The following is a 14,187-nucleotide window of genomic DNA, read 5'->3' as shown; positions in this document are numbered from 1 at the left end:
CAATCGGATTGAGGCCAAGGCAAAGGGTCGATCGACTCGTTGCTTGGCGGCATCCAAGTTAATGGATCCGTCGCGAAAGGAGCTGTTCCTCTAAGTCGGCAATCCGATTGTAGGCAGCAGTTAATTGAGCCATTAACCGTTGCACTTGAATTTCCGGCGTGAGTTCCTTGTCTCCCGCGCGATCGCTCGGTTCTCGATAGCTATCATCGATCAGAATATCTTTATATTCAGCATTCAGATCAGCCATGGAATAGAGGACAGGGCTGGGAGAATCAACCAAGGCCGCACCCCGTTGAAGAATCTGAGCCATTGGTTCATGTAAGGACGATGACTCTTCGGAAGAAACACGACTTGCTAAACGTCCCAAGAGTGTTTCAATCGACTGATGTAGCGCATCGAGCTTGTGGTTGAGGAGTGTAATTTGATCTTGCAATGGTTCCATAGGAGGTCAGCGCATGGTTTTGGATTGCACTGGCGAATGCTTGTGTTTTTATCGTAAATAGCCCATCCTCAAAAGTTCAGCAATCGCTGAATCATTTAACGATTATCCGCATGGTAGATTGTGCAGGATATTGTTGTTTTGGAAAGTGTTTCGTATTTTTCCGAAGAATGATCTTTTAGAAAAAGATCCATAAAAAACTTGTCAAAACTTTATAAAACTTCAAATATCGAGGATTGATCGCTAAAATGACCTGGCAAACCACTGCACAATGAATGCGCGATGAATGCGCAATTAACGAGCAAACGACGCGCAATTCGCATCAATTTCGCATCAATTTCGCATCAATTTCGCATCAATAAGGCAATTTAGGCGGCCATGACTTTGCAAAATTCCGAGGCAAGGGCGGAGTTGAGGGGGGATCGATCGCCCGGAATGGCGGTGGATCTGGAGCCTCGGTGGGGGCGGCGGCAATGGTTGCTCGGAACTGGGGCGATCGCGGCGGGACTGTTGCTGGGGGGCTGTGGACGGCGCAATCCCAATGATTTGACAGTGCTGGCGATCGAAAATACGGTTCCTGCCCAATTACTCCAAGCCTTTCGACGGCTGGCTAACGCGCAGGGAGCCACCCGAGGCATTCACCTGACTTTGCTGGATCAAGCGGAATTGTTGATGCAACAGTTGCAAGACTGGCAGCGGGATCCGGCGGGAACCACCATTGGCCAAGGTGATTGGCGATCGTGGATTCCGTTTTTGCGGCCGGCGGGGGCGGGTCCGGTGGGGCTAACGGGCTTGCTGGGCCATGAATGGCTGGCGGGGGCAGTGCGGCGCGGTTGGATCCAGCCCTGGCCCGATCGCCCGACAGGGGTAACTTTGGGTGATCGCTGGCAGTCCGTCACCCAACTCAATCGCCAAGGATTGCCCGATCGCGCCGGATCTCTGTGGGGAATTCCCTACCGTTGGGGAACGACGGTTTTGGTTTACCGGCCCGATCGGTTTGCGGCCTTGGGATGGGAACCGCAGGATTGGGCGGACTTATGGCGGTCGGAGTTGCGGGGCAAGGTGGTGCTGCTCGATCAACCTCGGGAGGTGATTGGGCTGACCCTGAAGCGATTGGGGCGATCGTATAACGAAGCTCAGCCCCAGTCCGTAACCGGCTTAACCGCTGCCCTGGCGGCCCTCAATCAACAGGCCCTGATCTATGCCACTCAGGATTATTTGCAACCGCTGCTGTTGGGGGATGCTTGGGTGGCGGTGGGTTGGTCCCATGAGGTAGTGACGGCCCTGGCTCGCCAACGGAGTTTGCGGGCGGTGGTTCCCCAGTCGGGCACGGCCCTGTGGGCGGATCTGTGGGTGCGGCCGGTTCATGCGGCTCCGGAATCGCTGGATTTGGCGACCCTGTGGGCCAGTCTTGCTTGGCGATCGGACATTGCCCAAGGGTTGGCCGGGTGGGTAGATGCGGCTCCGGCTCCTTGGCTGGAGGGCGATCGCGCGGCCATGACGGCAAACGTTCAGCGAAATGTGTTGTTGCCAACGCCTGAGCGGCTCGATCGCTGCGAACTGTTGCAGCCGTTGCCGGTCGAGTCGCTACGGCAATATCAAGACCTGTGGGTGGCGATGCGTCGATCGGTCGCTTAAGCAATCCCAGGTTTAGCCCAGCGGCCCGAACCGGTTGGGATCGGCTCAGGCCCAAGCTCAAACCCAAAGGGCTTCCCTATACTGAGAACAGCACTGAGCAAAACCGCAAAAGACCCAGAGCGGCTGATTATAGACCTATGGCTGCTGCGCCCGCGATCGAATCTGGCTTGTTAGAAGCCGTTGAGCAACTGAACTACCGTGTCACCGTGGCCGATGTGGCTGCCCAAGCGGGTTTGGATCTAAACCTGGCAGAACGGGGGTTGATGGTGTTGGCGACTTCGGCCGGCGGTAACCTGCAGGTGGCCGAGTCCGGTGATGTGGTTTACGTTTTCTCCCGCGACTTTCGCGACATTCTGCGCAACAAGTTCTGGCAACTCCAACTCCAGGAAACCTGGGCCAAGATTTGGAAAGTCCTGTTTTACCTGATTCGGCTGTCCGTTGGCATTGTGCTGTTGCTGTTGATTGTGGCAGTGGTGGCGGCGATCGTGGTGGCTTTGGTGGCCCTCAGCAGCTCGCGGGACAACGACAGTGATAGTGGTGGTGGCGGCGATTCGCGGGGGGCTGGCTCCAGCTCGGGCAGTTGGAATATTGGTTTCCCGATCGGGGGTGGCTACTACGGCTGGTCCGATTGGACTTGGATCTGGTGGCTCGACTACGACAACTACGCTTACCAACGGCGACGGGAAAAGCCCGATCTCAACTTTTTAGAGGCGATCTATTCCTTTTTGTTTGGGGATGGCAACCCGAATTTGTATTTGGAAAAGGAACGTTGGCGACTGATTGCCCAAGTGATTCGCCAAAACCAAGGGGCGGTGGTGGTGGAACAGGTGGCTCCCTATCTGGAGCTGCCCGATCGGGCAATGCCCAAGGTCCAAGACCTTGACGAAGATTGGATGTTGCCAGTTTTGGTGCGGTTTAATGGCCATCCCCAGGTGACCGATCGCGGCGAAATTATCTATCAGTTCCCCGACTTGCAAACCACCGTGCAGGATTTGGCTGATCTGCCCGAAACCCTGCCGCGATTCCAGTCGGAGCGTATCTATAACTTCAGTCGCGCCAGCTCGGGGCAACGGGCCGGGGCGATCGCCCTCGGGGTGGCGCTGTTGGCGTTGTCCTTGGTGTTAGGGGGGCTGATTGCGGCGGGGGATGCGGCAACCTTTGGCGAGGCCTATGGGTTCTTGCGCTTTACCTGTCTGTTGGGATTGGGCTACAGCGGCGCATTTTTGAGCATTCCGGCGGTTCGCTGGTGGGTGATTTCGGGGCGCAATCGGGCGATCGAGCGACGCAACCAGCAGCGCAGTGCCCTGGCGGATTTGGTGACCAATCCAGATCCTGACTTGTCCCGCAAGTTGGCCGCCCGACAGCAACTGACCCAAGCCCGCAACCAAATCACCGATCGGGATTTGACCTACACCACAGAAATGGACGTGACGGAGCAAGAAGCCCTGAACCCGGAAGCGGTCGATCGGGCTTGGCAACAGCGGCTGAACTCCGCTGGCTCTGCGGACTAGGCAGGGGTCAGGGATTGGGGTTTAGATTTCGGGTTTGGACTTTGGATATTAGGTCGCCGTGTTTTATCTGGGTACTGACTTGGTTTATATCCCCCGCATCCGAGCAGCCCTCGATCGATTCGGGGGCCGCTTTCTGCAACGGATCTATACTCCCCAGGAACAGCAAACTTGTTGGCGATCGCTGGCTCGATCGATCCCTTGGGAAACCCTCAATCCCGAAACTCTGCTGAACGACCACCTCACGCCCGATGTGGTGAATCGGTTGGCGGGTCGTTGGGCCGCCAAAGAAGCCGTGGTCAAGGCCCTGGGCACAGGCTGGCATGGGGTGGGTTACAAGGATGTGGAAATTACCCGCCGGGCCACGGGCGAACCGGGCGTTTGTTTGCATGGCCGGGCCCTGGCCGCCCTCGATCGCCGCTGTGCCCTCCATTGCCAAACCCATCCCGCCGCTGCCAGTGCTGGACCCGAAGCCCATTGGCAAGTTAGTTTCAGCCACGATCGGGACTATGCCACCGCTTCCGCCATTCTGGTTTGTGGATCGGAGTCTGGCTCTTTGGGCCCAGCTCCCAAGGCAGCCCGCACAGGCTCGGACGTTGAATGTTGAATATTGGATTAGGTATTGGATTAGGTATCGGATCGGAGATTGAATTGGGCGCTGTCTCTGGGGGCGAAAATTTGGGGTGGAATTCGACGGATCCTGAGAAAGTTAGCCCGCCGTAACATTTCCCTGAAACCGCAGCATCTTGGGTTTCGGGATGATCCTGGCCATGAAAACGGTTCTCGCCCCGGCCCCACGGCTCAACGTTAGGCAGCCAAACCATCCAGAATCGGATCTGGGAGCCGATCGGCTCGATCGCCCCAACAAAGCAGCAAACCTAGACAAGGATTGTGTTTGACTGATCCCCGGTCTCTGATCCCGGCGCAGTCATCGGAACTTGGCATTTCAACCAGATCGGGCTGAATTTTGGTCAATCCCCCGATCAAATTTTGACCCAAAAGCCCGATCGCCCGTTAGCAAAGACTTGCCAAATTCCTGGAAATTTGAGAAACCCCGCAGAGATTTCACAGGCTATCCCGGCGAAAGGCGATCGCATTCCGATACTATTAACTGTTCGATGCAACTGTTCGACACGAACGTTTTGCTGCGTCATGATTTGATGGCAATCTGCACGCCATGAACTAACCCGATCGCACTTCCTTGGCCATCCCGAGCCAAGCGCTCTGGGTGGCCGGCTTGCTGTCCTACCCCACTAGAGCTGGAATGAGCCTCGAAGCCTATCTAAATCACCCCACGTTTGGGTTATTGCTGATGATTTGTCGGCTGGAAAACAGTCGCGAATTATTTACGACGCTATACGCCCATCGTCTGTTCTTTTTGGTGTCGATCGCGGAGACGGGCCTCCGGTTTGAACCGGTTACCCGCAGCGATGCCCGAACCATGGTCGAGGTCAGAATGCGAGCGCTTCAGCGCAATGGCAACCGAGAGGAATATCAAGCGGTGCGGGCCGCCTACCAGCGCACCTTCCAGTAAAATCGCCTTACGAATCATCCTGTTGCCATGAGTGCGCCGTCTATGTCCCAGGATTGGGTGCAGGCTTTGGCTATGCTGCCCCGTTTGTCCCAGCGGGTCGAGTTTTTGCGCGATCATTTGCCGGACTCGGTGCGATTCATGGCCGTTTCCAAAACCTTTGGCCCCGATCGCGTGCGAGAAGCCTATGAATGCGGGATTCGGGACTTTGGGGAAAATCGCGTGCAGGAAGCGGCAGAAAAACGCGCCGCCCTCAGTGACCTGACGGATATTCGCTGGCACTTAATTGGCCAACTGCAAAGCAACAAGGCCAAAAAAGCCCTGGAACTGTTTGAGTCGATTCATTCGGTCGATCGACTGGAGTTGGCCCAACGGCTCGATCGCTTGGCCGCCGAGCGCGATCGCCCGCCCCAAATTTGTCTGCAAGTGAAGTTGCGGCCCGACCCCAACAAGGCCGGTTGGTCGCCGAGTGAACTGCAAGCGGCCTTGCCCGAGCTGGATCGGTTAACCCATCTGCAAATTCGAGGATTGATGGCAATTCCTCCCCTGGGCTTAAGCGAAGCGGAATTAGCGGACTTTTTTGCCGAAGCCCGATCGCTGGCGGATCAAATCCAAGCCCAACCTTGGCAACGCTTGGCCATGACGGAGCGATCGATGGGCATGTCTAACGATTGGCCGATCGCCCTGCAAGCGGGAGCCACCATGATTCGCCTAGGACGAACCCTATTTGGCGATCGGGCCTAGATTCCTCACCCGTTGAATTGAGGAGATTGCACAAAAAATTCCCCAACCATTCAGCAAGATCTGTCAAGATCTGCCTGAAAGTGGCCAATTTTGACCCGATCGACCACTGATCTTCGTGAATGGTGACCATAGATAACCGCCAACCCCGATCGCTCCCCCTCCGCAGCCCGATCGTCCTTGGCAACCATCCATCCTTCAGCGGCCAACCCGATCATGGTGGAATCAAAAAAATTGGAGTAGACTATTGACCAAAAAATGGGCGGCCAATCAATATATGGCTCCTTTTGAATAGCTCATTGGGGTGCTGATTGGGGAATCTGGGTCTGGATTCAGAATTCAGACCTTTCAGCAGGCGGCTTTTAGTCCAGTCTGATAAAATCGGGGCGACCTAAACCCCAACCCATTCAACAATCATTGAACAGCCCCGCGCTGGAACCCCATTTTCAAGACAACAAGCGCTAAAAACGCTGAAGGTGACGATCAATCCCGCCGGAAGCAATGATGCAACTCTTGTGGTCAATGGCGGTTTAAATAGTGGTTAATGGTGGTTCGTCGAGGAGTGGATGTTAGGCAACCAAGCCGACGGAGTTTTGGCGGCGTTCAATCAGCCCCTAGAAACTCGTCGGTACTCCAGCCCCCAACGTGGTTAGTAAGTGGAGAGGACGAGGTGAACGCTATTTTTACGAAACTTCGGGATTTTGTGGGTCTGGGTGATCCAGTGGAATACGATTACGACTACGACGAAAACGATAGCAATAACAATGGCTACCGTGGTTCGTATCAGCAACCAGCGGCGGAATCCCAGCCCGCTGCGGCTCCCACGGATGAGGCCAACGCCCGCCGTAGCCGTCGCTATGCCGCCGTTGCTGATGCATCCGCTTCGTTGGCCGGTGGGTTTCCGGCACCGGCTGCGGCCCGATCGCCCGAGCCGATTGTGCCGCCCAGCCCCCGCGCGACAACTGGAACCCCAACAACTTCTTCTATGAGCAACGTGATTGGTATGCCGGGTGCGGTAAACGGAATTTCCGAAGTGGTGGTGATGGAGCCGCGCTCGTTTGAGGAAATGCCCCAAGCGATTCAGGCCCTGCGGGAGCGGAAGTCGGTGGTGTTGAACCTAACGATGATGGATCCTGACCAGGCCCAACGCTCCGTGGACTTCATCGCTGGCGGAACCTACGCCCTGGATGGTCACCAAGAGCGGATTGGCGAAAGCATTTTCCTGTTCACGCCCAGTTGTGTGCAGGTCAGCACCCACAGCGGTTTGGTGCGCGAAGTGTTCCAAGCTCAGGCTGCGGCCCAGGCTGCCGCTCGCCCTGGCCAAGCCCCCGTTTGGGCAACCGATCGCTTCCAGCAGGCCGCCGCTCAGTAGGCCGCCGCTCAGTAGGTTTAATCACGGCTCAATCTTCAACGATCAATCACGATCGAGGGGCCCTTGAACACCGGGCCAAACTGTAGGGCAGTAGTCAATCTATTGCCCTATATTTTTGCCCTAGGTCAATCCAATCCGCATCGATTGGATCGAAAAATTCAGCATGAGACAAGGTTTATGACGGATTCCGGGGCCGGTGCGGTTTGGCAGTTGGGCGTAATTGGCGGGGGCGTGATGGCCGAGGCAATTTTGGCCCGGTTGTGCGATCGGGACGTGATTCCTGGAGCGCAAATTTGCGTCAGTGAACCCATGGCCGAGCGCCGAGCGACCCTGGCCGAGCGCTATGGGGTACAGGTCACCGATGACAATCGATCGCTCCTGGCCCAATCCCAAATCGTTCTTTTGGCCATCAAGCCCCAAGTTTTTGCCACGGTGGCGGCCCAGGTGGCCGGTGCTTGGGATCCCGCGCGATCGCCCCTGATCCTGTCGATTTTGGCCGGCACAACCTTGGCCAAACTGGAAGCGGCCTTCGGTGGCTGTCCGGTGGTGCGAGCCATGCCCAACACACCGGCCACCGTGGGCGCAGGGGTCACGGCGATCGCCCCCGGTTCTTTGGCCGAGCAGGCGGCCATGGAACAGGCTCGCCAGATTTTTGGGGCGATCGGGCAAGTGGTGGAAGTGCCGGAATCTTTGATGGATGCGGTCACCGGGTTGTCTGGGTCGGGGCCGGCCTTTGTGGCCTTGTTTGTGGAAGCGCTCACCGATGGGGGTGTGGCGGCCGGGTTGCCCCGAGCCACTGCCAGCACCCTGGCCCTGCAAACGGTTTTGGGAACCGCCCAACTGTTGCAAGACAGCCAACTGCACCCGGCAATCCTGAAAGATCGGGTGACCAGTCCCGGCGGCACAACGATCGCGGGGGTGGCCGCCCTGGAGCAAGCTGGATTCCGTTCCGCCACCATTGAAGCGGTGCGCGCAGCCTGGCAACGATCGCAGGAATTGGGCCGCACCTAGGGTTCGCCGTTGATGAACCCTCAAGCTTTACCCTCAGGCTCTGCCCTCAGGCTCCGCAACCGCCGCACCCATGAACCCCATGGCCCTCAAGCCCTATCAAAAAATCCCGATCGCGGACTGTGGCGAACCCCTAGTGCCCATTCCGCCCGATCGCTTCCATCTCTGGAATCCGCATCCCTACGCGGTGTTGGGTGCGCCCTATGGTGACCAATCGCCCTTTTGGGTGCGATCGGGTGTGCTCGATCGGCTGTTGCAGGCCGCCCAATGGTTAGCCCAACAACAACCGGGCTGGCAACTGGCCATCTTTGATGCCTATCGCCCCTTGGCCGTTCAGCAATTCATGGTGGATTACACCTTTGCCGAATTGGCCCTCATGGAAGGGTTCGATCCCGTTGCCCTGGCGCAAAATCCCCAGCATCCCCAAACCCAAGCCCTGCGATCGCGCGTTAGCCAGTTTTGGGCTAGCCCCAGCGACCACCCCGCCACCCCACCACCCCACAGCACCGGAGCCGCCCTGGATCTGACCCTGATTGACGCGGCCGGGCTGCCGCTGGACATGGGATCCCCGATCGATGAATGTTCCGATCGCTCATTTCCCGACCACTTCGCCCCCGCCACCGATCCCCAACACCAGCAGTTCCACGCCCATCGCCAACTGTTGCGACGGGCCATGGCCGCGGGCGGGTTTGCTCAACATGCCCAAGAGTGGTGGCACTTTTCCTGGGGCGATCAACTGTGGGCCGATCGCACCGGTCAACCCCTAGCCCAATATGGCCGCGCCTGAGAGGCCGGGTCTGAGGAGTCGCACCTGAGGGATCGCGCATCGCGCCTAAGGAATCGCGCCTGAGGATGCCGCACCCCCACGACAAGCCACCATGGGCGAGCCACCGAAAACCAGGTGTATGATTGCGAGAAATGGCGCTTCCGGCCAACAGCAGCCCCCGGGCCCTGTTGATTGGGTGAGCAGCCTCCAGGCTTTCAGGCAATTGAACCACCGGTCTATGTCTCAGACGGAATTGTTACTGCTCGCCCGGCAGGGCAATGTAGAGGCGATCGCCACCCTCATGAACCGCAAGTTACAGACGGCGGGGATTGCGGTGGAAGTGAGCCTTGATGGCAATTGCCTAATTTTGAATCTGTTAGGGGCCGATCGCGCCCCCGATCGCCCGGCGCTGATGACCTTTGTTCGCAAGGGCATGAACATCTTGAAGGTGGAACCCGTGGGCGTGGTGCGGGTCTCCGGTTGGGCGGCCGGGGCCGGCGCACCCACCTGGACCGATGCCCTCTATCTGGCCAATGATGGCTCTGGCATGTCCTTGGCCACACCCCCGTTGAGCGCTCTGGGCCTGACCGGTTCGCCCAGCTACACGATCGCCCCCAGCCCAGCCCCCGCCCCCTCGGAGATCAGCGCCACCTACGATCCGGGGAATACCGGGTTTGTTGCGCCGGCCCCCGCGCCCAACCCAGCCCCCGCGCCCCAACTCCCGCCGATTTATCCTGAGCCGACCTATCCCAACCCCGAAGAGGCGATCGACCTGATTCAACCGGAAAAGGTCTATGAAGATTGGCTGGCGGAAACGGGCCAACTGGGTTTCCCGATGCAGGGGGCAATTCCTAAGCTGGCGGAATTTTTGGTGTATTTCCTGAACGCACCGGAAGAACAGCTCATTGACGTGGTTTCCGTGCGCATTGATGACGGGCCGGCGGTGTTGCTGGTGACCAGTACCCGACTTTGCGCGATCGCCCTGCCCTCTTTTTGGAGCCAGCAACCGGTGCGGGAGCTGGCTGCTTTTGCCTATGGGGGTATTTCCCGCGTGGGTGTGTCCCGCGATGGGCTGGGCATTGAAACCACGTTGGGTAAGCAACTGTTGGCCTATTTCAGCAATCCTGTGTTAGGCGAGGCTTTTGTAAATCGGAGTTTAGTGCGTTTTTGTCCGGTGGAGGCGGATCCCTCGCTACCCAGCCCCAAGGACGAGCGATCGATTCTGTTTTATGGTCTGGCGATTTTGGCGGTGGTGTATTTGCTGATTCTGCTCTTGCATTGGATCTGGGGACGCTAGAACCATGGCCATCATCCCGATCGAGGGGCTGATTCGGCTGGGGATTGGTGGGAGCTTGCCTCGATCGGCTTGAGGATGCCCACGAGGATGCTGGCAATTTCTGGCAAATTACTGAAGATTGAGCGTTGTTGCAGATCTTGGGTGATGGTTTGAGTGGGGCGATCGAGCCGGCCAAATTGCCAAATATTGCCGGTGGTGACGGCTCCATAAAACACATCGCCCGGTTCCACTTCGGCTAGGGCGATTAATTCTACGGCCAGTTGCGTGAACCCCCTGGTTAAGTCATCGCGTTTGGCTTCAATCACCAAAACAGAATCTTGCTTGGTCTCGGGTTGAGTAGGGTGCGATCGCAACAGATAATCCAGTTCTCCTTTCAGCCATTGGTTCACCGTCAGGTTGTATTCAATACGAAGTGAACAACGACAGAATCGCGCCACTTCTGCAATGATTGGCGCGATTAATAATTCGCGTTTTGCAGCCTCGGAAGATAGGAGGGTTAGGCGCAAAATCTCTTCGATTTCTTGAGCAATAGCTGGTAGGCGTGGGGGCAAGTTTGGGCTGTGGGGCAAGGCGAGCCGATCGGTTCTGAGTTCATAGCCAAATTCGGCTAGGACTTCATCGGTTTCGTAGGGCAATTCAAAATAAGACCGAAAGGTGTAGTTGCGATCGGGATCGAGGATGGGTCGTTTCAGCATGGTTTGAGACTCCAATCGCGATCGGGCGGCTGGGCAATTCAGTCTTGCATTTTTGGGGTGGGCTTGTCGTGATGGGCGATCGCTGGAAATGAATCGATCCTTGGAGATCTTGCGTAACGGAGGGCGCATGGCGATCTGGCCCCACGAAAATCATTTTTCCCAAACCAGGTAGGGGCGTACAGCGGTACGCCCTCCGCTGGGGCCGATCGCTGGAAATGAATCGACCCTCGGAGATCTTGCGTAACGGAGGGCGCATGGCGATCTGGCCCCACGAAAATCATTTTTCCCAAACCAGGTAGGGGCGTACAGCGGTACGCCCTCCGCCGGGGCCGATCGCTGGAAATGAATCGATCCTCGGAGATCTTGCGTATCGGAGGGCGCATGGCGATGCGCCCCTACGGGATGTTGGGGATAGGCTCCTACAATGGGAGCGGTGATGTAAGGGGGCGGCGGCATGGAACGAGCGGAGTTGTTGGCGCTGCTGGAGCAGGCTAAAGCGGAGGAACGAACGCAGTTGGCTATTTGGTGGGGGCGGGGGCCTGCCCTATTACCAGCAGAAATTGGTCAACTGCAAAATCTGACTGAGCTACGCATCGGGTGTTCTTTGAGAGAGCTACCAGCAGAAATTGGTCAACTGAGAAATCTGATCGAGCTGTTGCTCAGCGACAACCAATTGAGAGAACTACCAGCAGAAATTGGTCAACTACAAAATCTGAGACTGCTTAATCTCCCTTCCAACCAACTGAAAGAGTTACCAGCAGAGTTTGGGCAGCTGCGAAATTTGGAAGAGCTGTTTCTCGGCTACAACCAACTGAGCGAGCTACCGGCAGAGTTTGGGCAACTAAAAAATCTGCGTGAGCTGTCTCTCTGCTCTAACCAACTGAGCGAGCTACCGGCAGAGTTTGGGCAACTGCAAAATCTGACCAAGATTGACTTCGACAGAAACCAACTGAGTAAGCTTCCAGCGGAGTTTGGGCAACTGAAAAATTTGACAAAGCTTTCCTTCTACATCAACCAATTGAGCGAGCTACCGGCAGAGTTTGGGCAACTGCAAAGTCTGACTGAACTGGTTCTCAGCTACAACCAACTGAGCGAGCTACCGGCAGAGTTTGGGCAACTGAAAAATTTGAAAGAGCTGTTTTTCAACTTCAATCAACTGAGGGAGTTACCGGCAGCAATCGCGCAACTACAAAATCTGACCACGCTTTACCTCAGCCATAACCCGCTGAGGGAGTTACCGGCAGCGATCGCGCAACTACAAAATCTGACCACGCTTGACCTCAGGCGCAACCAACTAAGCAAACTACCAGCAGAGCTTGGACAACTGCAAAATTTGACAAGTCTTTCCCTCGATGGCAACCAACTAACTGAGCTACCAGCAGAGCTTGGACAACTGCAAAATCTGACAAGTCTTTCCCTCGATGGCAACCAACTAACTGATCTACCGGCAGAGCTTGGGCAACTGAAAAATCTGACAAGTCTTTCCCTCGATGGCAACCAACTAACTGATCTACCGGCAGAGCTTGGGCAACTGAAAAATCTGACTGAGCTTTACCTCAAAGGCAACCAACTGACTGAGCTACCAGCAGTCATCCTTGAACTGAAAAATCTGACAAGTCTTGACCTCCAAGACAACCAACTGAGTGAGTTACCGGAGTCGATCGCTCAACTACAAGAACAGACAATATGGCTGGATCCCAAGTGCTGGAAACTGGGGTAGGAAAATCCCACCCCTTGCTAGCTAGGCGGCGCGATCGCCCCGTTAGGTTTGATCGAGCCACCCATCAGTCCAGTGATTGACCCTTACGGAGCCGCCACCAGGTCTTTCTTCGCGGCTTCGCTGGCCAGGAACTTCTCCAGCTCCGTCAACTGATCCGCATCCACCTTGGTTTGCATCGGGCAGAACTTCGGCCCACACATCGAGCAGAACTCAGCGGTTTTGTAGATGTCGGCCGGCAAGGTTTCGTCGTGGTATTCCTTGGCCCGCTCCGGATCGAGGGACAGCTCAAACTGCTTGTTCCAATCGAAGTTGTAGCGAGCGGCCGAGAGTTCATCGTCCCGATCGCGCGCGCCGGGCCGGTGGCGAGCAATGTCCGCCGCGTGGGCCGCGATCTTGTAGGCGATCAAACCGTTGCGCACGTCTTCCGCGTTCGGCAAGCCCAGGTGCTCCTTCGGCGTGACATAGCAGAGCATCGCCGTGCCATACCAGCCGGCCATGGCCGCCCCGATCGCACTGGTGATGTGGTCGTAGCCCGGTGCGATGTCCGTCACCAGCGGCCCCAACACATAGAAAGGCGCTTCGGAGCACTCTTCCATCTGCTTCTTCACGTTGAACTCAATCTGATCCATCGGCACATGGCCGGGGCCTTCCACCATCACCTGCACATCGTGCTCCCAGGCGCGGCGAGTCAGTTGGCCCAGGGTTTTCAGCTCGGCCAATTGCGCTTCATCGGACGCATCGTGGGTACAGCCGGGGCGCAGCGAGTCGCCCAAGCTGAAGGACACATCGTACTTCTTGAAGATTTGGATGATGTCGTCGAAGTGCGTGTAGAGCGGGTTTTGCTTGTGGTGGTGCAGCATCCAGCGGGCGATGATGCCGCCGCCACGCGACACGATGCCGGTGATCCGGCTCTTGACCAAGGGCAGGTGCTCAATCAAGATCCCGGCGTGGATCGTCATGTAGTCCACACCTTGTTGGGCGTGCTTTTCGATGATGTGCAGGAAATCATCGGCGGTCAGGTTTTCGATCCGACCATGGACGCTTTCCAGGGCTTGGTAGATCGGCACCGTCCCGATCGGCACGGGCGAGGCGTTGATGATCGCCGTGCGGATTTCGTCCAGATTGCCGCCGCCGGTGGACAAGTCCATCACGGTGTCCGCGCCATACTTCACCGCCAGTTCCAGCTTGGCCACTTCTTCGGCCAGGTTGGAGGAGTTGGGCGATGCGCCGATGTTGGCGTTCACTTTGCACTTGGAGGCAATCCCGATCGCCATCGGCTCCAAGTTGGGGTGGTTGATGTTAGCCGGAATGATCATCCGGCCGCGGGCCACCTCGTCGCGAATCAGTTCGGGGGTGAGGTTTTCGCGTTGGGCAACGTAGAGCATCTCCTCGGTGATGATGCCCTGACGTGCGTAGTGCATTTGCGACACGTTTTCTTGACCGCGACGCTTGGCAACCCATTCGCTACGCAA

The 14,187-nt window shown here is 57.0% G+C and carries 14 protein-coding genes; 11 read left to right on the top strand and 3 right to left on the bottom strand.

The window, feature by feature from the left end:
* Positions 1-58 precede the first annotated feature (58 nt).
* The gene (locus VPK24_RS13805) at positions 59-310 is read right to left on the bottom strand and encodes a hypothetical protein (protein ID WP_393014170.1); all 252 of its coding nucleotides are present in this window, start codon (positions 308-310) and stop codon (positions 59-61) included.
* A 507-nt stretch (positions 311-817) separates the two neighbouring features.
* Here VPK24_RS13805 and VPK24_RS13800 point away from each other — a divergent pair.
* From VPK24_RS13800 to VPK24_RS13755, 10 genes are all read left to right on the top strand, one after another.
* A complete protein-coding gene (locus VPK24_RS13800; protein ID WP_393014169.1) occupies positions 818-2,077 on the top strand; it encodes an extracellular solute-binding protein in 1,260 nt (419 codons plus the stop codon).
* Positions 2,078-2,214: 137 nt separating this feature from the next.
* The gene (locus VPK24_RS13795) at positions 2,215-3,588 is read left to right on the top strand and encodes a hypothetical protein (protein WP_393014167.1); all 1,374 of its coding nucleotides are present in this window, start codon (positions 2,215-2,217) and stop codon (positions 3,586-3,588) included.
* Positions 3,589-3,646: 58 nt separating this feature from the next.
* Positions 3,647-4,192, top strand: a complete 546-nt coding sequence (locus VPK24_RS13790) for a holo-ACP synthase (protein ID WP_393014165.1) — start codon at positions 3,647-3,649, stop codon at positions 4,190-4,192.
* A gap of 163 nt (positions 4,193-4,355) precedes the next feature.
* On the top strand, positions 4,356-4,484 hold the full coding sequence (locus VPK24_RS13785) for a hypothetical protein (protein ID WP_393014163.1): 129 nt from the start codon (positions 4,356-4,358) through the stop codon (positions 4,482-4,484).
* A gap of 365 nt (positions 4,485-4,849) precedes the next feature.
* Positions 4,850-5,119 (top strand): PipX family protein, encoded by a 270-nt coding sequence (locus VPK24_RS13780; RefSeq protein ID WP_099533635.1) that lies wholly within the window; start codon positions 4,850-4,852, stop codon positions 5,117-5,119.
* Positions 5,120-5,191: 72 nt separating this feature from the next.
* Entirely contained in the window at positions 5,192-5,860 is a 669-nt protein-coding gene (locus VPK24_RS13775) for a YggS family pyridoxal phosphate-dependent enzyme (RefSeq protein WP_393014217.1), read from the top strand.
* A 667-nt stretch (positions 5,861-6,527) separates the two neighbouring features.
* Positions 6,528-7,229 (top strand): cell division protein SepF, encoded by a 702-nt coding sequence (locus VPK24_RS13770; protein WP_099533630.1) that lies wholly within the window; start codon positions 6,528-6,530, stop codon positions 7,227-7,229.
* Between the two features lie 177 nt (positions 7,230-7,406).
* Complete coding sequence (proC, locus tag VPK24_RS13765; protein ID WP_393014161.1) at positions 7,407-8,240, top strand: pyrroline-5-carboxylate reductase; 834 nt, start codon at positions 7,407-7,409, stop codon at positions 8,238-8,240.
* 79 nt (positions 8,241-8,319) lie between these two features.
* Entirely contained in the window at positions 8,320-9,024 is a 705-nt protein-coding gene (locus VPK24_RS13760; RefSeq protein WP_393014215.1) for a M15 family metallopeptidase, read from the top strand.
* 217 nt (positions 9,025-9,241) lie between these two features.
* Complete coding sequence (locus VPK24_RS13755) at positions 9,242-10,300, top strand: hypothetical protein (RefSeq protein ID WP_190531217.1); 1,059 nt, start codon at positions 9,242-9,244, stop codon at positions 10,298-10,300.
* 11 nt (positions 10,301-10,311) lie between these two features.
* Here the strand turns inward: VPK24_RS13755 and VPK24_RS13750 are convergent, their stop codons facing one another.
* Entirely contained in the window at positions 10,312-10,995 is a 684-nt protein-coding gene (locus VPK24_RS13750) for a hypothetical protein (RefSeq protein ID WP_393014159.1), read from the bottom strand.
* Between the two features lie 454 nt (positions 10,996-11,449).
* Here VPK24_RS13750 and VPK24_RS13745 point away from each other — a divergent pair, with 454 nt between their 5' ends.
* Complete coding sequence (locus tag VPK24_RS13745; protein WP_393014157.1) at positions 11,450-12,715, top strand: leucine-rich repeat domain-containing protein; 1,266 nt, start codon at positions 11,450-11,452, stop codon at positions 12,713-12,715.
* Between the two features lie 83 nt (positions 12,716-12,798).
* Here VPK24_RS13745 and thiC read toward each other — a convergent pair whose 3' ends face one another.
* A complete protein-coding gene (gene thiC, locus VPK24_RS13740) occupies positions 12,799-14,187 on the bottom strand; it encodes a phosphomethylpyrimidine synthase (RefSeq protein ID WP_099533161.1) in 1,389 nt (462 codons plus the stop codon).

Source organism: Limnothrix redekei LRLZ20PSL1, from assembly GCF_043235035.1.
Taxonomy (GTDB): Bacteria; Cyanobacteriota; Cyanobacteriia; order CACIAM-69d; family CACIAM-69d; genus CACIAM-69d.
The sequence above is the reverse complement of the archived record's forward strand: the minus strand, read 5'-3'. Positions and strand labels throughout refer to the sequence as shown.

Bases quoted from the DNA above. Each gene is read 5' to 3' on its own strand.
- VPK24_RS13805 (WP_393014170.1), bottom strand. From the start codon at position 310: ATGGCTCAGATTCTTCAACGGGGTGCGGCCTTGGTTGATTCTCCCAGC.
- VPK24_RS13800 (WP_393014169.1), top strand. From the start codon at position 818: ATGACTTTGCAAAATTCCGAGGCAAGGGCGGAGTTGAGGGGGGATCGA.
- VPK24_RS13795 (WP_393014167.1), top strand. From the start codon at position 2,215: ATGGCTGCTGCGCCCGCGATCGAATCTGGCTTGTTAGAAGCCGTTGAG.
- VPK24_RS13785 (WP_393014163.1), top strand. From the start codon at position 4,356: ATGAAAACGGTTCTCGCCCCGGCCCCACGGCTCAACGTTAGGCAGCCA.
- VPK24_RS13780 (WP_099533635.1), top strand. From the start codon at position 4,850: ATGAGCCTCGAAGCCTATCTAAATCACCCCACGTTTGGGTTATTGCTG.
- VPK24_RS13775 (WP_393014217.1), top strand. From the start codon at position 5,192: ATGCTGCCCCGTTTGTCCCAGCGGGTCGAGTTTTTGCGCGATCATTTG.
- proC (WP_393014161.1), top strand. From the start codon at position 7,407: ATGACGGATTCCGGGGCCGGTGCGGTTTGGCAGTTGGGCGTAATTGGC.
- VPK24_RS13760 (WP_393014215.1), top strand. From the start codon at position 8,320: ATGGCCCTCAAGCCCTATCAAAAAATCCCGATCGCGGACTGTGGCGAA.
- VPK24_RS13755 (WP_190531217.1), top strand. From the start codon at position 9,242: ATGTCTCAGACGGAATTGTTACTGCTCGCCCGGCAGGGCAATGTAGAG.
- VPK24_RS13750 (WP_393014159.1), bottom strand. From the start codon at position 10,995: ATGCTGAAACGACCCATCCTCGATCCCGATCGCAACTACACCTTTCGG.
- VPK24_RS13745 (WP_393014157.1), top strand. From the start codon at position 11,450: ATGGAACGAGCGGAGTTGTTGGCGCTGCTGGAGCAGGCTAAAGCGGAG.